The sequence below is a fragment of the Mesobacillus subterraneus genome (assembly GCF_023715485.1).
Lineage (GTDB): Bacteria > Bacillota > Bacilli > Bacillales > Cytobacillaceae > Mesobacillus > Mesobacillus subterraneus_B.
The window spans coordinates 89,421-106,102 of the sequence record NZ_JAMBOF010000006.1 but is presented as its reverse complement, the minus strand read 5'-3'; the positions used below and the strand labels follow the sequence as shown (position 1 = coordinate 106,102).

General features: G+C 38.2%; 22 protein-coding genes and 1 other annotated feature. Of the genes, 5 read left to right on the top strand and 17 right to left on the bottom strand.

Annotated elements, in window-relative coordinates; all coding sequences use genetic code 11:
• Window positions 1-129 precede the first annotated feature (129 nt).
• Window positions 130-267, bottom strand: a complete 138-nt coding sequence (locus M3204_RS10370; RefSeq protein ID WP_251481167.1) for a hypothetical protein — start codon at window positions 265-267, stop codon at window positions 130-132.
• Entirely contained in the window at window positions 264-647 is a 384-nt protein-coding gene (locus M3204_RS10365; RefSeq protein ID WP_251481163.1) for a hypothetical protein, read from the bottom strand. Before M3204_RS10365 ends, M3204_RS10370 begins: the two co-directional genes overlap by 4 nt.
• A 345-nt stretch (window positions 648-992) precedes the next feature.
• Between M3204_RS10365 and M3204_RS10360 the strand changes: the two genes are divergently transcribed.
• Window positions 993-1,946 (top strand): ABC transporter permease subunit, encoded by a 954-nt coding sequence (locus M3204_RS10360; RefSeq protein WP_251481161.1) that lies wholly within the window; start codon window positions 993-995, stop codon window positions 1,944-1,946.
• The gene (locus M3204_RS10355; RefSeq protein ID WP_251481159.1) at window positions 1,943-2,836 is read left to right on the top strand and encodes an ABC transporter permease subunit; all 894 of its coding nucleotides are present in this window, start codon (window positions 1,943-1,945) and stop codon (window positions 2,834-2,836) included. Before M3204_RS10360 ends, M3204_RS10355 begins: the two co-directional genes overlap by 4 nt.
• Before the next feature lie 38 nt (window positions 2,837-2,874).
• Here the strand turns inward: M3204_RS10355 and M3204_RS10350 are convergent, their stop codons facing one another.
• Entirely contained in the window at window positions 2,875-3,477 is a 603-nt protein-coding gene (locus tag M3204_RS10350) for a hypothetical protein (protein ID WP_251481157.1), read from the bottom strand.
• 174 nt (window positions 3,478-3,651) lie between these two features.
• Window positions 3,652-3,801: a hypothetical protein gene (locus M3204_RS10345; RefSeq protein ID WP_251481155.1), complete on the bottom strand. Its 150-nt coding sequence runs from the start codon at window positions 3,799-3,801 to the stop codon at window positions 3,652-3,654.
• A 196-nt stretch (window positions 3,802-3,997) separates the two neighbouring features.
• On the opposite strand from M3204_RS10345, the gene M3204_RS10340 reads away from it, so the two are divergent.
• Complete coding sequence (locus tag M3204_RS10340) at window positions 3,998-4,132, top strand: BA3454 family stress response protein (RefSeq protein WP_251481153.1); 135 nt, start codon at window positions 3,998-4,000, stop codon at window positions 4,130-4,132.
• A 115-nt stretch (window positions 4,133-4,247) separates the two neighbouring features.
• On the opposite strand, the gene gloA2 is transcribed toward M3204_RS10340, so the two are convergent.
• From gloA2 to M3204_RS10295, 9 genes are all read right to left on the bottom strand, one after another.
• On the bottom strand, window positions 4,248-4,634 hold the full coding sequence (gene gloA2 / locus M3204_RS10335; protein WP_251481151.1) for an SMU1112c/YaeR family gloxylase I-like metalloprotein: 387 nt from the start codon (window positions 4,632-4,634) through the stop codon (window positions 4,248-4,250).
• Between the two features lie 11 nt (window positions 4,635-4,645).
• Window positions 4,646-5,047 (bottom strand): anti-sigma regulatory factor, encoded by a 402-nt coding sequence (locus tag M3204_RS10330; RefSeq protein ID WP_251481149.1) that lies wholly within the window; start codon window positions 5,045-5,047, stop codon window positions 4,646-4,648.
• Between the two features lie 4 nt (window positions 5,048-5,051).
• Entirely contained in the window at window positions 5,052-5,417 is a 366-nt protein-coding gene (locus M3204_RS10325; RefSeq protein ID WP_251481606.1) for an STAS domain-containing protein, read from the bottom strand.
• A gap of 256 nt (window positions 5,418-5,673) precedes the next feature.
• On the bottom strand, window positions 5,674-6,693 hold the full coding sequence (locus M3204_RS10320) for a LysM peptidoglycan-binding domain-containing protein (RefSeq protein WP_251481147.1): 1,020 nt from the start codon (window positions 6,691-6,693) through the stop codon (window positions 5,674-5,676).
• A 545-nt stretch (window positions 6,694-7,238) separates the two neighbouring features.
• Entirely contained in the window at window positions 7,239-7,661 is a 423-nt protein-coding gene (locus M3204_RS10315) for a hypothetical protein (RefSeq protein WP_251481145.1), read from the bottom strand.
• Between the two features lie 105 nt (window positions 7,662-7,766).
• Window positions 7,767-8,627 (bottom strand): DUF421 domain-containing protein, encoded by an 861-nt coding sequence (locus tag M3204_RS10310; RefSeq protein WP_251481144.1) that lies wholly within the window; start codon window positions 8,625-8,627, stop codon window positions 7,767-7,769.
• 14 nt (window positions 8,628-8,641) lie between these two features.
• Window positions 8,642-8,845: a DUF1657 domain-containing protein gene (locus tag M3204_RS10305; RefSeq protein WP_251481143.1), complete on the bottom strand. Its 204-nt coding sequence runs from the start codon at window positions 8,843-8,845 to the stop codon at window positions 8,642-8,644.
• A gap of 57 nt (window positions 8,846-8,902) precedes the next feature.
• Window positions 8,903-9,106, bottom strand: coding sequence for a DUF1657 domain-containing protein (locus M3204_RS10300; RefSeq protein WP_251481142.1), 204 nt, complete (start codon window positions 9,104-9,106; stop codon window positions 8,903-8,905).
• A gap of 129 nt (window positions 9,107-9,235) precedes the next feature.
• On the bottom strand, window positions 9,236-9,706 hold the full coding sequence (locus M3204_RS10295) for a hypothetical protein (protein WP_251481141.1): 471 nt from the start codon (window positions 9,704-9,706) through the stop codon (window positions 9,236-9,238).
• A gap of 312 nt (window positions 9,707-10,018) precedes the next feature.
• On the opposite strand from M3204_RS10295, the gene M3204_RS10290 reads away from it, so the two are divergent.
• Both M3204_RS10290 and M3204_RS10285 read left to right on the top strand, forming a co-directional pair.
• Complete coding sequence (locus tag M3204_RS10290) at window positions 10,019-11,179, top strand: TIGR04053 family radical SAM/SPASM domain-containing protein (protein ID WP_251481140.1); 1,161 nt, start codon at window positions 10,019-10,021, stop codon at window positions 11,177-11,179.
• Between the two features lie 1,010 nt (window positions 11,180-12,189).
• Window positions 12,190-12,486 carry a HesB/YadR/YfhF family protein gene (locus M3204_RS10285; RefSeq protein WP_251481139.1) on the top strand — a complete coding sequence of 99 codons (297 nt, stop codon included), beginning with the start codon at window positions 12,190-12,192 and terminating at the stop codon, window positions 12,484-12,486.
• Window positions 12,487-12,534: 48 nt separating this feature from the next.
• Here the strand turns inward: M3204_RS10285 and argS are convergent, their stop codons facing one another.
• From argS to M3204_RS10265, 4 genes are all read right to left on the bottom strand, one after another.
• Complete coding sequence (gene argS, locus M3204_RS10280) at window positions 12,535-14,232, bottom strand: arginine--tRNA ligase (RefSeq protein ID WP_251481138.1); 1,698 nt, start codon at window positions 14,230-14,232, stop codon at window positions 12,535-12,537.
• Between the two features lie 42 nt (window positions 14,233-14,274).
• Window positions 14,275-14,489, bottom strand: a binding site (T-box leader).
• Between the two features lie 41 nt (window positions 14,490-14,530).
• Window positions 14,531-15,004, bottom strand: coding sequence for a GNAT family N-acetyltransferase (locus M3204_RS10275; RefSeq protein WP_251481137.1), 474 nt, complete (start codon window positions 15,002-15,004; stop codon window positions 14,531-14,533).
• A gap of 116 nt (window positions 15,005-15,120) precedes the next feature.
• Window positions 15,121-16,029: a hypothetical protein gene (locus M3204_RS10270; protein WP_251481136.1), complete on the bottom strand. Its 909-nt coding sequence runs from the start codon at window positions 16,027-16,029 to the stop codon at window positions 15,121-15,123.
• The gene (locus M3204_RS10265; RefSeq protein WP_251481135.1) at window positions 16,013-16,558 is read right to left on the bottom strand and encodes an RNA polymerase sigma factor; all 546 of its coding nucleotides are present in this window, start codon (window positions 16,556-16,558) and stop codon (window positions 16,013-16,015) included. Before M3204_RS10265 ends, M3204_RS10270 begins: the two co-directional genes overlap by 17 nt.
• Between the last annotated feature and the right edge of the window lie 124 nt (window positions 16,559-16,682).

The window sequence follows — 16,682 nt, the reverse complement described above, 5'->3', positions numbered from 1 at the left end:
AAGTATTTTAAAATAGCATAAGTACGTAATCATGGCTGCCGATTCTAAAATGCTTTTCACCTTAATTAATAACACTGATTAAATGCATGATACGTAATCATGGCTGCCGATTCGAAAATGCTTTTCACCTTAATTAATAACACTGATTAAATGCATGATATCTTCGTAAATCTGTTCTTGGTATTCGTCATCACAGCATTTTTTATAATCGTCGATCAATCGACCAAGTTCTTTTAAAAAAATTAACTTTTCTTCTTCGTTTATCATGGCACAATTCTCCTTAATAGGACAAAAGTCGTGTCTGTGGTTAAATTTAACATAAATCTTTTATAAAGACAATTCAAAACAATAGGTATCCTTACTATTATATTTTGTAAAAATGGAGAAACTATGCATGAAACTAAAAAATAATACTGTTTTTTGTCGAAAGGAGTCTTTATGTTATTCAATATCTTCAGACTGGGGATGGTCTTGATATCCTGGTCTACATTATTGTTATACCCTAAGCGAGCTTTTAAACGGTTTTTACCTGTAACCGTTTTTGTTACACTTCTCGTATCCATTCTTTTAATATTGTCAAATCCTCTTAAACTTTGGCGGGTAACTGGAGGCTTAGGTGCAAAAATATTTAATGACTTGGCTTTCACTCTCGGCCCCTTTTTTGCAACAAACCTTTGGGTTTTTCGTCTTGCTTATGGGAATATATGGCAGTACCTTGGGATTAATTTTGTAATCGATTTTATTTTGGCCTATCCAATTAGTGCGATGTTCAGAAAAATGAACATTTATAAATTAGAACGATTACAGCCTCTCTACTTCTTTAGCATTATTTATTCATTTGCTATACTCGCATATGGTTTTCAATATTATTTCAAAGAATCCAGACGATAACCGTTCTGGATTTTTTCCATTTACCGTAAATAATAAAGGGATTCTCTTCCCCAATGGCGTATTTTAATATAGTCAAAAAGTAATAAGGGGTTGGAATTTATTTGGAACTTGTCAAAGGGATTTTAAAAAGCGTGATTATCTGGGCGCTAGCTTCAGTTCTTATTGTTTTCATAATTTTGATTCCACGTGACGTCAGCTATATCAGTACAGATGCAGGGGTATTTGTAGATGTAGAGTATGAATATTCATTTGAGAAGCATGTGGCTCAATTTGTTTCTTTATATACTTTTATAATAGAAAACAAGTCATTGGGCAATTTTTCTCCTGATTATACGGTTGGAGAAATTATCATAAAGACAGTCAAACTGAGTGCGATGACGGTAATTCCCGCTTTACTATTTGGTTATTTTCTTGGAATCCTAAAGGGGATTTTCGATCATCGATTGTCAATTAGCAAGTGGGGATTTGTCGGAAAGGGCTCCACCTGGTTTTTTTTATCCTTGCCAGATTTCTTTATCGTAATAACATTACAAATTATTCTTATGGATTTATTTCATATGGGACTCGCTCCGCATATAGATCTGTTTGGCAGCGATGACAGAGATAATGTAATAATGCAAATCGTTTATTTAACGATTTACCCTCTTTTTTATATGGCGGCCATTACCTCCTCTGCAATTGAGGAAGAGACCGGTAAGGATTATATAAGAACAGCCCGGTCAAAAGGGATAAGAGAGAAAATGATTGTGTACCGCCATATCCTTGCCAATGCTCGTATTAAAATCATCCGCCATTTTAATACAATTGTTCTTTACATGCTTTCCAATCTTTTTATAATTGAAAGATTCACTGATTACCGTGGAGCAGGCTATTATTTTTTAAATGCCGTCTATTTAGGGCCTTCATTTGCGGTAGGAAGCAATAGGAATTTAGCCATGCCTACCCTGGCAATTGCTTACACATTAATCTTTACAGCATTCATCCTGATTGTTCATATCATCAGTTTGGTTGCTGTTTATAAATCAACACCCTACGATTTGGGGGACAAGCTATGAGAAATATACCTTTATTATTAGGGAGTATGCTGTTGTCCATATATATGATTTTTGCTGTTGGCGGAAGCTACCTGCCATTCGTGGATTCAGAACTGAAGGATGAAGTAATGCGACGTGATGAATCAGGATTGTCAATTCCTCCTTATCCACCTTCGGAAAAGAACTGGCTGGGCAGCGACAAGTCCGGGCGAGATCTTTTAAGCCTTCTTGTCATTGGGACAAGAGAGACGCTAATCCTTGTCTTCTTAATTGCTGGCTTCAGATATTTGCTTGCAATTCCGCTTGGGGCAGCTGCTGCAAATTTTAAATTTTTTCGCTGGTTACTGGATAGCTGGAATTACCTGCTCTCATTTATTCCGCCGATTTTTTTAGTTGCCCTCATTATTGGGTTGCCATTTATTTATTTTTCTAAAAATCTTTTTTTCTGGTATGTTTTTATTTTGGCAATCGTTGAGGTGGGGCGTGTTGCTGAAATTATCAGAAGCCAAATGTCCGAACTGTCAGTCAGGGATTTTGTTGAAGCAGCCGTAACCTCTGGTACCAACAAAAGCAATATGTTCAAGCGACATTATTGGCCCCACCTTCGTCCGCTAGTCTTCACATCTTTTGCAGCAGACTTAGGCCGCGTTCTTTTTCTAATGGCTCAGCTCGGCGTAATTCAAATCTTTGTATATAGAGAGTTTGTTTCTACATTGGGGGGTGCATACCAAAATATCTCCACCTCCCTTTCCTATCCAGTGCTGCTCCAAAGTATCCTTAGAGATATTTGGGTTCATACATGGATTCCTTATTATACTGTGTTATTCATTGCTGTGTTGATTATAACGTTCTTCTTGCTTTCAGAAGGTCTTAAGCGGTACTTTAAGCGGAAGTTTCGTATGATGGTATAAAAAAATAACCCTTTCATCAATTGACGAAAGGGTTATTTTTATTCAGTTGCAACAGTCTCCATGACCAGCTCTACCCCTTTAGCGTTTTCGATATAGTCGAGTACAGGCTCAATTTCATTTCGGAGTTTAGGTGTAAGTGGCAGCTCAATATTTTCTTTGCCATACGTGAAGATGACTTTTTCAGGGGTTAAAGTCCCGCCAACATTTTTATTAACCTGCTTCATAGCCGTGATATCGTCCCAGGAATAGACTGTTTTGTCCAGTTTCCAAAGTTCATCATAATAAAGCCCATTCTTGTCCATATAATAAAAATTATCCAGGCTTAGATAAACGCCGGAACCCATAATCACCAATGTAATAGTAGAGGCGATCATCAAATTAATACTGCGCTTTTTTGACTCATAGGTCTTGAAAAGATATATGGCAATTATTATTAACAACACCGGGATTGCCAAAAACATCGAAACCATCATGATATAAGATGACATCGGACTATCGAAATACCAATATGACTTGTCTAAATAAAATGATTGATGAACAAAACTTACAATAAATATACCCATTGGTACAGATGCAAAAAACAAGATAACCGCTGCAGTAACCAACAGACTCCCTGCATGGTCTGCATTATGTGCTTTCAAAATTGACGCTCCCCTTTTCTATATACTCTATTTTTCTATAATATATATTCAACTTTAAGTAAATATTTTCCTTCTTTAATTTTAAAATAGATCACTTTCTTCCGGAAGTTGAGCATTAACACAGCCATAAATTTAAAAAAGCCGGCAATGAAATAGCGCCGGCTCGTTAGCATATTACTTTCTTAAATTCTCCTTGTCCTTCAATCGATTCTGCTGGTCGGGAACGGTTCCTTGATCCTTGAATTCATCCACTTTTTTCGCGTTGCCCAATTTTTCTCGTTCGTATTCTGCAAGGCTCTGCTGATTTTTATTTTCATTACTCATCCAATTATCCCTCCCTTTTTGAAGTGATAATTGTCAATTTCCCTGTCACGAGAGAATCAAACGTGTTAATTTTTTTGTGAAAATTAAATTTTACCCTAGAGTAAGTCCCAGTGGTTTACTCACTTCAATATGATGGTATTAGAATAACATGGTAAATTAAATCATCATGGAAAACATAATAGAAAGGAAAATGTATATGAGAGAAGTTACCGTGACTGTAGATTTAAAGGGAAAGAATTATTTAACCAATGTGATTGCTGACCATGACACCCCTGACGAAGAAATCCTTGAGATTGCTCGTGATCAAGTAATGAAGCAGTGGACATTATAAATAACTAAAAGGATGTTCCGCATGTGGCAGAACATCCTTTTTTATTGATTGAAAAGTGATAGGGGATAAGTTAAAAGTAAACCCTTTTGGGGGAATATATCGAAGTTATCTTTCATTAAACTTCATAAAGTTCGATTGGCAACCCGTCTGGATCTGCGAAGAATGTATATTTTTTCTGCGTTATTGTATCAACTCGAATCGGCTCGACCTCTACCCCTTTTGATAAAAGATCGTCTACGGCCGCTGCTAACTCTTCTACAGAAAAAGCGATATGCCTGAGACCGGCTGCTTCAGGATAACTTGGCCGTTCAGGAGACTCTGGAAAGGAAAACAACTCAATTTGGCAATGGTTTCCTACTGCTAAATCTAATTTAAATGAGTTCCGATTTTCTCGGAAAACTTCTGAAATCATTTTCAGCCCGAGAACATTTATGTAAAAATCCTTAGATTTTTCATAATCGGAACAAATTATTGCGACATGATGTATTTTCTTCAGTTCCATATTATCTCCTGTTACCTAGCCCATTTTGAAATTGTGATAGTCGTCCCGGCTCCCGGTACTGAATCGATGTCAAAGGTGTCCATTAAGCGCTTAACGCCTGGAAGACCAGCACCCAGACCTCCTGATGTTGAAAACCCGTCCTGTAGTACCATTCTGATATCACTGATACCGGGCCCATTATCAGAGGCGGAAATTTGTATCCCTCTTCTTCCGTTATCCTCAAGAATACTGATTGTTATTTGTCCACTGCCAGCGTATAGGTAGATGTTTCTTGCGAGTTCAGAAATAGCAGTCGTAATCCTTGCCTGGTCGACACCGCCAAATAGAAGCTCTTTCGAAACCTCTCTCCCTTTCTGTCGGGCAAGCACTATATCAAATTCATTATTAATATTAATCACAATCGGTTCTGTCATATGTCTAACCCTCTAACAATTGGCTTAATATCGTTATTCCTTGTTCAAGATCCAAAGCTGTATGAACATTTTCCAATGTTATGCCTAGTTCAATCAATGTGATTGCGACAGCTGGCTGGATTCCAGTCAGCACAGCTTTCGTTCCCATGAGACTGGTCATGACAATGACATCACCTAAGACTTTTGCGATAAAGGAGTCAATCATATCTACGGATGTCAGATCGATTACTACCCCTTTTGCTCCAGAATCTTTTATTTTATTAAGTAAATCCTCTTGAAACGTCAGCACGGTCTGGTCATCTAGTTCAACCTGGATTGAAACTAACAGATAATCTTTCAATTTTAAAATAGGAATTCTCACGTCACGTATGCCTCCAAATCATTAAACTCACCAGAATTCACTATGTACAAATACACGGAAAATCAAGATGGTGTACAGCTGCAGACTTGCACCTTAGTAAATAAGATTTTAATTGGATTATACGCTAAAAACAAAGGTATTTACAAATTTAAAATCATCATTTGTCATTTTAGTTACACCTTGCAAAAGAATTTTACCTAAATTGAAAAACCTCCAAAAAGGAGGTTTTCATTCTTTAGAAGATGGGTATAGGTAAAAACAAGGTTTAAAAGGTAGTTTTTGCACCAAGATAGCGCGGCTTCCAGTAAGTATTGTTCATGTCACTAATTTCAACGCCTCTTGAGGATCCTGCGTGAATGAATTTGTTGTCACCAAGATAAATTCCTGCATGTGAAGGACCTGCTTTATAAGTTTCAAAGAATACTAGGTCTCCCACACGTGGTGAAGATACCGGCTTTGTAGCATCCCAAATGGAAGCCACTGTACGTGGAATTGATATACCTGCTTTTGCATACACATAGTTTAAATATCCAGAGCAGTCAAATCCTGATGGAGAGCTTCCAGCCCAAACGTAAGGAACACCGATATATTTTTTTGCTTCAGTAATAAGGGCATTTACTTTTGATGTGGATGCATACGTTACCATGACAGGAGAAGTGGTATTTGATACATTTGTCGCAACTAGTGTTGAGGCAGTACCAGAAACCTTTAAAACCTGTCCAGGATAAATAAGATCTGAAGTTAAGTTATTGATAGATTTCAATTGTGATAGCGATAAATTATGGCGAGCAGCAATTGTAGATAGGTTGTCACCGCTGCGGACCGTATATGTGCTGCTGGAAGTGCTTGCTGGTGAAGCAGTTACTGTGTTTGCAGCAGTGCCAGAAATCTTTAGTGTCTGTCCCGGATAGATGACATCTGAACTTAATCCGTTTAATGATTTTAGTCCACTGATCGACAAACCATATGACTTTGAAATTCCCCATAGAGTATCGCCTGACTTCACAACATACGTAGTTCCAGCGGCAACAGTGCTTGTACTAGCTGTGGTAGTATGGCTGTGTGGTGCAAGTACCGATAGTTTTTGATTTACATAGATGGTTGAGCTCGATAATTTATTCCAAGATTTTATATCATTTATAGCAACATTATATGTTTGGGAAAGCTTCCATAAAGAATCACCAGTTTGTACTGTGTGTAACTTTTCATGAGCGCTTGCAGAACCATTAAATGATGTAAATAAAAATCCGGCCGTTGCAGCCACCGTCAAAAGCTGTTTTTTCATGTTAGAGCAACTCCTTTGATTTCGATTACAAATTAATAGTAGAGTTTCCCAAACTTGTTTTGAATCTATAAATTTTGGTTTGAGAGGAATTGTTTTCCTCTGGGAAAAATAACGTTTTCATGCAAAAAAGAGCCAAAACCTATTATTTATAGGGTTTTTAGGCTCTTTTTTCCTTTTATATATCACTTTTGTAACATTTATGAAATATAAGCTTAATGTTTCTGTAACCTATTTATCATATGCCACTATACCTAACTAGCTTTATCTACAAGGGATGGATTGACTATTTATATGGACAGAAAGTGAACTTTAATGCAAACGTTATACAAGTTCGGAAATTTTTTCCTTTTAGCAGTGTTAAATTTACACTGTTGATTTCAGCTCCGGTCACTTGCTTTCCGCGGTGCGTCCTGTGATCCCGCTGGAGTCGAGTCCCCTCCGCTCCAATCAACAGGTGCTGAAAATCATTGATCTTTAACATAGCCTCTTTTCTTGAAAAATTAAGAGTAGCTCAAAAAAAGCCCGCATAATTAGCGGGCTTTTGGTTAAAGGTTATGTTTAATTAATTTGTTGGTCAGTTCATCAACTTGTTGTCCGTTACCAGTTTCTTTAACGGTCGATGCAATTTGATTGATGATCTGGCTGCTTTCCGGGTTCGTGGAACTGGTTGAATGATAACCTGTTGTTTTTGTCTTTGCATCCAATCCGGAAGTAATTTCTTTCGCAAACTCTGTAATACCAGCAGCCATAGGCTTATTAAATGACGTTTGCATATTGGACCTTTGGAAAAGCTGCCTCATTCCACCCATTTGATTTCGGAAAATATATGCTGCAGCGGCACTTGCAGCAACCCCCATTAGCGAAAAGGTCATGGAACGATTTTTCTTTCTTTTATATCCGAACGTTTTCATTAGGTTTTGAGGTAAATTTGATCTCATCAACGTTGAAATCCATGCGGATCTATTCATTCGGCAGCACCCCTTTTTAAATTAGAAGGACGAATCATGCCCCTCCACTATTTAGTATTTGGTTTCTGCCAGCCATTATTCCGGAAAAAGCTTACAGATCATAATCTACTCATTTAAAAAGGGCTTGATTTTTTTTATTGCTGTCTGTAATTTTGCTGCGTTCTTATTGTACATTTGCTTTGCTTCATCTGAAACTGTCTCAAGAGCGTACAATTCCAGGTCGGCCTGGCATTTATTAAGCATGGCCAGCAAAAGCTTCCGTGGCTGTGGAGAAGGCACTTGTAATTGATCATCATAGGTATCAATGGTCAATTTTCCATAAGAATCCACTTGGGCCATGAAAACATTATCAAGAGTAACATTTAAAATTGACAGCTCTGTATCAAGCCAGCCTCGATTTTTGCCTGCAGCTGTTAGTTGGTCATTCAACACATTTCCGTCCATTATGACTGTATGGGCTTCTTTTTCTGGTGAAACGGTCATATTCAAGTCCTTTGGAGTAATCGGCTGCAGTTCTTTTTTTAGCAAGACGCTTAAATCACCTTTAGGTTCAAGAACTGCGAATTCAACATCTGCTGTTTTAAAAACATTTTTTTGTCTTAATAATGAATTAAGCTCATCAATAGTATATTTTTCTTTCTTCAAATTTTCTTCGAGTACCTTGCCTTCCTTTATAAAGACAGTCGCGTTGCCTTCAAAAAAATCCCGGAATTTTTTGCTTTTGATTCCTATAAGGTCATGTAAATATGTAAACGAGCCAAAAATCATAATCGCTAAAACTCCATGTAACAAATTTCCGTCAAGTCCCATAATGACTTCGCCGGCAATACTGCCAATCGTGATGCCTGATACATATTCAAAAAAAGACAACTCTGAAAGCTGCTTTTTACCGCCGATTTTTGTAATTGTAAATAAGGTTACTACAAATAATATAGACGCGACAATTATATGCGTATAATCATTCATATTTATACTCCTGTCTACCCTTTATATTGAGGCTCTTCTTTTTCCAATTGGATTTTGCGTTGCTCCAAGTCCATTTTTATTTCACCAATAACCATCATCGTTTCATGAAAAATCTTGCTTGCTTCGGGAACAGTGGAGTTAATGGCAAAAGAAGATAATTGAGCCTCAATTCCTTTTAATGTGGATAAGCACTGGTTAACATTCGCTGCAACTGTCAATTAGCTTCACCTCTTTAGATATAGGAAAAGGGCGGGTTGCCCCTGCCCTCCCTGAATTTACTCTTTATATTGTGGCTCTTCCTGCTCAATCTCCTGCAAGCGAGGCTTTATGCTATCGATAATCGATTGAGTTTGTTGAGCAGCTGTTTGGTAAAGCTGCTTAGCTTGCTGATTTTCTGTACCAAGTGCGAAGGTTTCAAGGCTTGCTTGGGCACTTTTCAATCCTGCAATAGTTTGTTTTACTTGAGCTCCAACAGTCATGAAGATTCCTTCTTTCTTATGATATTTGGTACTGTTTTAGTTTGACTAAATCTATTTCATATATACTTGACCTTTTTTACCAAAAAAAGCCACTGGTTACCGAATATTTACGGAACCAATGGCTTACTATCATTTTTTGTTGTTGTAAGCAACAATCCTTATATTATAAAATACATATCCGTTTGCCCATTTAGCGCGGATTTCCATGGCATAGTCACCTGATGCAACATTAGAGTTCTTAAGATTTAGCGGATACCCATTTAAATCTTTATAGGCAAGTTTACCGGTGTTGATATCCCATAAATAATATTTGACTGATTCAGGAGCATCTTCAAATGTTAGCTTAAAATTCTCAGATGTATTAATGCTGACCGGAGTATCTTCTTTTACCAATGCGGCTGGTTCTGAGTAAGTATCCGCTGCTGCAGCCCTTCCCCATTTTTGCAGTGAAAACGTCATTGGCTCAATTACGACTGACTTTTGATCAACAATTAATTCCAATTTTGGCGGCTCAGGTTCATAGCGGCTATATCCTGCCCATCCAGAGATCGTTAGAAGAAGTAAAAAGGCCCCAATCCCCCACAATACTGTCTTTTTCACCGCACATCCCTCATTTCAAGTTCGCCTGTGTATATCCAATAAGTAGACGATTTGCACGAATGATAAGTTTCAGAATAGCCTAAATATTTTTCGTTAAAAAGAACGTAAATATATAGAGTGATTTTTAATAATTACATTTATACAGACTTTTATCGTTTAGAGGGCAAGCTTAGTGGTCTCTTTTTGTATTTATTGATTAGAAATTAATCCAATACTCAGATTGTAGAATTATTGTAACAATCCCTTCATCCAAATCATCCTGTCAATTTTATAATTAATATATAAATATTAGGAAAAGTATGGTGATAATTTATGCATAATATAGGACTCCAAGGCAGCATGGGAGGTCATCCTGCTTCGATCGATTTTAATGAGAATCCTTACATCGTCATATGGGAAGTTACCAGGGCTTGCCAGCTGAAGTGTGTACATTGCCGGGCTGATGCACAAAACAAGCCTGATCCATTGGAATTAACGCCTGAAGAAGGAATAAAATTAATTGACCAAATTTACGAAATGAACAATCCTATGCTTGTATTCACTGGCGGGGATTGCATGATGCGTGAGGATTTATTCGATCTTGCTGACTATGCTATAAAAAAAGGCATGCGGGTATCGATGACACCAAGTGCGACTGACAATGTGACAAAAGAAAAAATGGAACGCGCCAAAGAAGTTGGACTTTCGAGATGGGCTTTCAGCCTTGATGGCCCTACCCCAGAAATCCATGATCACTTCCGCGGCACACCTGGCTCATTCGATCTGACGATTGAAAAGGTAAGGTATTTGAATGAACTGAATATGCCACTGCAGTTAAACACAGTTATTTCTCGCTATAACTATGATTATCTGGAGCAAATGGCTGAATTAATGAAAGAACTGAAGGTTGTAATGTGGTACATTTTCCTGTTAGTGCCTACGGGTCGGGGCCAGCTTGACGCTTGCCTTACTCCTGCTGAGCACGAAAAGGTGTTTCGCTGGCTTTACGAATTAAGCAAAACAGCTCCATATGATATTAAAACAACAGCTGCACAGCATTACCGGCGCGTGGTGTTTCAGCAAAAAGCCAGAGAAAATATGGTCCAAATGGGCGAAATCCGTTATGAAGATACTTTGACAAAAGATATGGCTTCTGTAATTGATGGCTTGAAGCGCGCTCCAAAAGGTGTAAATGATGGCAATGGTTTTGTCTTTATATCACACACTGGGGACGTCATGCCTTCTGGACTGCTGCCACTTGTCGGAGGAAACGTCCGAGAGAAATCTTTAGCTGATATATATAGGAATTCGCCTGTTTTCAAAGACCTGCGAAGCCCAGATAAGTACAAAGGAAAATGCGGTGTCTGCGAATTCCGTTACGTCTGCGGAGGCTCCCGGTCTCGAACTTATGCAGTAACAGGAGATTATATGGGCAGCGAGCCATTCTGCGTCTACATTCCTGAAGCAATGCGTAAAAAAACTCCAACAGTTTAAATATATTTTGGGCAGCTCCTTTTTGGAACATAACAGGTTCTCTTTTGGGGTGCAAAATCATAAATAACACTACAAATAACTTAGTGAAAAGCATGATGATTAGCAAATAAATCATCATGCTTTTTCGATTTCCAATACTATCCGAGAGAATTCATATCTGATATGAACAGTGGCACGATTCTTTACAACAGTGCTTGAGCAACTCTACGTTAGTTAAATAAGCGGAGGATTTCCGGTTAAACGCTGAATAGAGCTCGTTTCGAGGTATATAAGCGGAGATTTTCCGGTTATGCAAATCCAACTATCCCATTTTAATCAGTTTTCGAGCGAATAGGCGGAAATTCTCCGTCTAAATAAGCTATTTTCATTTCAATTTACGAATTAAGAGAAATTTTTCCGTCTATTGATCAGACTGGATGCTAAGTTGATCTCCCAAAAGAAGGGCGGATATCTTTTTATTTGTTATTTCTGTTTTAATAAGGCTCTTTTCGCAACCACTTTGTTGCTTTCACTACCAAAAGTAAAAACCGCTAACTGGGTTTTTTACGAGTTATAATGCCTTTCCATTTCACGTTTTACCATATAAAATAACAGCATGAGTATGAACATTCCCACTTTAATAATTGGTATGCTAATTACCGTTCGATTTTTTTAATGTTAATATGGCATAAATACTTATAAACCAACAAAAAACAGCATGCTTAACCATATGCGATTTAGCATGCTATTTGTGCTTTTTTTCACGTTTTGCACTTTAAAAGAGACCCCGGAATTTCGGAACAGGAGCTGCTCATTTTTTATTTAGTTAATTTTAGTGTCCTTCAGGTGTACTTTGTTATGTGCAGTAATCCAATCGACATGATTCATAAGCATAGGATATTAAATGTTTTGTTTTGAGCAAAGGCAGATATTTTTGACACTTTCATGACATCCTCTTTTCTGTGACATAAAGCACGGACTTAGGAGCTAGTTAGGTTTTACAATAAAACTAACGAAAGGATGGTGCAAAAATGACAATCTCGATTGATCAAAACGCATACAAATGGTTTGAACAAGAATTTGATACACCAAAGCCGTTTTACATCCGCCTTTACCCTCAATATGCTGGGTTTGGCGACAAGAACAAAGGTTACAGCTTAGCTTTCTCGCTAGAAACGCCTGCCATTGCCGCCCAACAGCAAGAGATTGATGGAATCACCTTTTATGTTGAATCGAATGACACCTGGTTCTTTGAAGAAACGGATGTCGAGATTAAATATAGCGATGCAGTTAAAGAGATTTTTGCTTCGTATAAAGAACATCATTAAAATATTGGTTATTCAAGGTAGCCTCTGGACTTTTCCAGAGGCTTTTTATTACATTTCCTTTGGTGACTTAATTCCTAGCAATCTTAGGCCTTCCTCTAGAACAATGCTGACAGATTGCACTAGAGCGAGACGCGATTGTTTTCCTTCGTTCTCTTCCAGTATCCTTACTTCCCCATAGTATTTATTAAATGCCTGGGCAAGATCCAATACATACTTTGCTATTTGAGATGGATCACTATTTTCGACAGCACGTTTGACAGCCTCCGGGAATCCCAAAAGTTCTGTGATTACTGGCCAATCTGCTTCTCCATTCAAGTGAATTTGAACATTTTGCTTATTAAATGAAGCTTTTCGCAAAATAGACTGAGCCCGAGCATTCGTATACTGAACATACGGACCCGTCTCACCTTCAACCTTTAACATGTCCTCCAATGAAAACTCGATATCATTCATGCGAAAATTCTTCAAGTCATGGAATATAATTGCACCGGTTCCAACGGCTTCTGCAGTCTCCGCCTTTAAGTGTAAATACGGATTCTTTTCTTCAATATTTTTTTGTGCCAATAAAATCGAATCCTTAAGGACTTCCTCAAGTAAAACTACCTTCCCTTTCCGGGTGGACATCTTCTTTCCGTCTTTCAGCATCATGCCAAAAGGAATGTGAATCAAGCCATTCGCCCAATCAAACCCAATTTTCGCCAAAACCGCTTTAAGCTGTTTAAAGTGGAGGCTTTGTTCATTACCTACGACGTACAAGGATTTCGCAGAAGCATATTCATCATACCGATACTTCGCGGCAGCTAAGTCACGTGTAGAGTACAATGTTGCTCCATCAGATTTTTTTATCAGGCAAGGTGGAAGGCCTGCTTCATCAAGTCTGACTACCTGTGCCCCATCCGATTCTTCCAACAGACCTTTTTTTTCTAAGAGTTCAACGATTTTTTCCATTTTGTCATTATAAAAAGCTTCTCCAGCATAGGAATCAAAACCTATACCCATTAAATCATAAATCTTCTTAAACTCTTTCAACGATTCTTCCCTGAACCATTCCCATAGTTGAAGTGCTTCTTTATCTCCATTTTCCAGCCGTCTGAACCAGTCCCGCCCATCTTGTTCAAGTTCTGGTTGACGTTCGGCCGCTTCATGAAATTTCACATAAAGCGCAAGAAGCTCCTTGATTGGAGTCTCTTTCACTTTTTCTTCCGATCCCCAAAGCTTGTAAGCTGTGATCAGCTTGCCAAATTGTGTTCCCCAATCGCCTAAATGGTTTATTTTCACCGGCTTATATCCGCATTTTTCTAAAATCAGTGACAGTGAATTGCCTATGACCGTTGACCGCAGGTGTCCCATTGAGAATGGCTTGGCGATATTGGGAGATGACAAATCGATTGTCACCGTACTGCCTTTGCCAAGATTCAAATTCCCATAAGAATTTTGCTTTTCAAGTATTTCCGTTAAAACTTTTTTAGAAGTCTTTGATTTGTTTAGAAACGCATTAACATAGCCCCCTGCCGCTACGATGCGTTCGAACGAATCATCTCCGCGATTTTGCAGCTGATGACTTAATTCCTCGGCAATCATAACAGGAGGTTTCCGCAACGTTCTAGCCAGCTGGAAGCATGGGAAGGCTAAATCACCGTGGTTCATAAACCTTGGTTTTTCAATTGACCGTTCAATTTCCTCTAAAGAAATGACGCCATCCAGCAATAAGTCGAGTATTTCTGCAAACGTTTTTTCGAAACTCATTAGTAAGCCCCCTTGTATAAAATAAAAAACCCTCGCCTCTAAAAAAGAGACGAGAGTTTAAGCCCGCGGTACCACTCTAATTGTTCCTAAATAGGAACCTTCTTGCAATGATAACGGAAATCCATTCCGGCCTTCCCTACTGGGTTCAGGTAGGCATCTCAAAAGTGCGCTTCATTATTCTGTCACACCAGGCTTCCACCGTCCCCAGCTCGCTATCGCAAACAATGAATAATTACTCTCTTTGTCATCGATTAGATATTTTTACCATTATATACAACTGACATTTTTCTTTCAACGATTATTTCACAATTAATGCAGTATGAAATTCCTGGATTGACCGGTTTTGATCATCTATCCGTTCTGTGTAGTTTCCCCCGGTATATTCTCCGATTACTTTACGCCAAAAGCACCTTGCTGGTTGATTCTTCTCAACCTGCGTAATACTCCATTTGCCTGGAAATTGGTCAAACAGTTTAATAGCCGCCATTTTGCCGAAACCTCTTCGATAAAATTTCCTCAGGACGAAAAATTCAAGGATGACATTTGGCTCCCCACTCTCGATCAATGCAAACCCTGCCAGCTCTCCTTCATATAAGATAAAAAAGGCATGGAGATCCGGTTCAGTCCAATATGGCTTCAAATCAAAAGGAGCATAGCTTCCACTCTCCTCAAGCTTAATTTCCTGGAATAAAGTAAATTCATAAATATAAAATTGGATCAGATTGTGGAGTGTTAATTCGTCCTCCTGTTTTACACGCACTAGATTGATCACAAGGATTCTCCTTTAGAATTTTTAAATATCTTGGCTTTATATTAAATTATTCGTTTTTTTAATATGAAATCCCTTTTAATCCAAGCGGAAAAATAGAGATCCCTAAAAGGCTCCACCTACTCCTCCCGGTTCGGATATGAAAATTCATAGGTGATTTCTTTTCCAATCAGGGATACCTTAACGATTTGTGATCCATTCGCCGATTCAAATATATAGGATAAACCATCACTGTTTGTTTCCTTATATCCTCCAGTTGATTTTATCTTTTCAATATAATCCCTGTAATCATCCTTGCTGCCATGTTCCCAAATATATGTTTCCGTGTCTCCTTTAATCTCTATTGGTTTTAAGCCTACTGGAAAGGGCAATGTTCCATATCCATGAGCGACATACAGAAGACCATCGTGTTTATATGGCTCAGGTTTCTTAAAATCCAAGGATGCTATGATTTGGAAGATCTCAGCATATTCAAGTTTTGGATAATCAAAACTGAAATGAATGGTTTCTTTGCCAGCTTGAATGAAGAAATTGTAGCGTAAGCTTACATCCATCATCTTTACGTGTTCGATATACAAAGTCGTTGGATAGGGAAAGTTCTCCATTGTTTCTTTTACATTCATACCAGGAGACTTAATAATTTCATCCCTGCGTTTGACAGTCACCTTCTCAGCAATTCCAATTTGTTCGGGGCTGCCATCTTCATAAAAAACATAGCCGTTTGAAGTCTTCTCGCTATACACATTTTCTAATTCCCAGGTGAAGTCAGGATAGGAGCCTGCCTGATGGCCACCAGTTTCATCGGAGATTTGATTTTTTGCTTGCAATTGAAACAAGAGTCCGGCGGAGATTAATAGGAATAACGCAGTAAGAACCAAATTTTTCAGCTCAAATATTCTATAGTTTCGCTTTGCTGGTCTCTGAGTTCGGATGGAGGATATGAGCCTGTTACGAATCCTGTTTTTCTGTTCTTCAGGAGGAGAGATTGTTTTAAGCAGCTCCCAGTTTTCATTAGAATGTTTGTTCATAATGACCGCCTCCTTCCGCGACTTCCTTTTTTCTTACGGCATTTAATCCTCTGGATAAAGTCTTCCTGATTTTTGCTTCAGACCATCCGAGGATTTCGGCAATTTCCTTTGTTGAGCACTCTTCAATTTTTTTCAACGTAATGACGAGCCGGTATTCAGGTTTAAGCTTTTGGATTGCTTTAAGCGTTCTCTCGACCGTGTCCCTGTTTTCAATATATTGTTCAACGTTAAATGAAGATGGAATGTCCTGTTCACTTGAGAAGATGGGAAAAATTCTTCTTCGCTTTCTCTTGCGTATTTCATCCATTACGAGATGCTTTGCGATGCTAAAAAGCCAGGTTTTCACATTACCTCTGTTTTCAAACCGCTCAAAAGAAGTATAGGCCCGCAGGAAAGTGTCATGAACAAAATCCTCACAGTATTGCTGGTCTCCCATCATAAAAAAGATGAAACGATAAATGTCTTTATAATACGCTTCATACCATTCCATAACCAGCTGTTCTTTTTTATGGTCAGTAATTTCTCCCACCTCATTTCTACTCTCTATACAATAAGTCGAATCAGACTTAAAAGTGTGACATTTTTTTAAAAACTCACTTTATTATCAACGATTTTCTTTAGATTGGGTATTGATTATCCTGAAAGGAAGACTA

Coding starts and splice junctions, on each gene's coding strand:
- M3204_RS10315 (WP_251481145.1), bottom strand. CDS start 7,661: ATGAATAGATCCGCATGGATTTCAACGTTGATGAGATCAAATTTACCT.
- M3204_RS10355 (WP_251481159.1), top strand. CDS start 1,943: ATGAGAAATATACCTTTATTATTAGGGAGTATGCTGTTGTCCATATAT.
- M3204_RS10330 (WP_251481149.1), bottom strand. CDS start 5,047: ATGACAGAACCGATTGTGATTAATATTAATAATGAATTTGATATAGTG.
- M3204_RS10340 (WP_251481153.1), top strand. CDS start 3,998: ATGAGAGAAGTTACCGTGACTGTAGATTTAAAGGGAAAGAATTATTTA.
- M3204_RS10290 (WP_251481140.1), top strand. CDS start 10,019: ATGCATAATATAGGACTCCAAGGCAGCATGGGAGGTCATCCTGCTTCG.
- M3204_RS10320 (WP_251481147.1), bottom strand. CDS start 6,693: ATGAAAAAACAGCTTTTGACGGTGGCTGCAACGGCCGGATTTTTATTT.
- argS (WP_251481138.1), bottom strand. CDS start 14,232: ATGAGTTTCGAAAAAACGTTTGCAGAAATACTCGACTTATTGCTGGAT.
- M3204_RS10285 (WP_251481139.1), top strand. CDS start 12,190: ATGACAATCTCGATTGATCAAAACGCATACAAATGGTTTGAACAAGAA.
- M3204_RS10270 (WP_251481136.1), bottom strand. CDS start 16,029: ATGAACAAACATTCTAATGAAAACTGGGAGCTGCTTAAAACAATCTCT.
- gloA2 (WP_251481151.1), bottom strand. CDS start 4,634: ATGGAACTGAAGAAAATACATCATGTCGCAATAATTTGTTCCGATTAT.
- M3204_RS10300 (WP_251481142.1), bottom strand. CDS start 9,106: ATGACTGTTGGAGCTCAAGTAAAACAAACTATTGCAGGATTGAAAAGT.
- M3204_RS10370 (WP_251481167.1), bottom strand. CDS start 267: ATGATAAACGAAGAAGAAAAGTTAATTTTTTTAAAAGAACTTGGTCGA.
- M3204_RS10310 (WP_251481144.1), bottom strand. CDS start 8,627: ATGAATGATTATACGCATATAATTGTCGCGTCTATATTATTTGTAGTA.
- M3204_RS10345 (WP_251481155.1), bottom strand. CDS start 3,801: ATGAGTAATGAAAATAAAAATCAGCAGAGCCTTGCAGAATACGAACGA.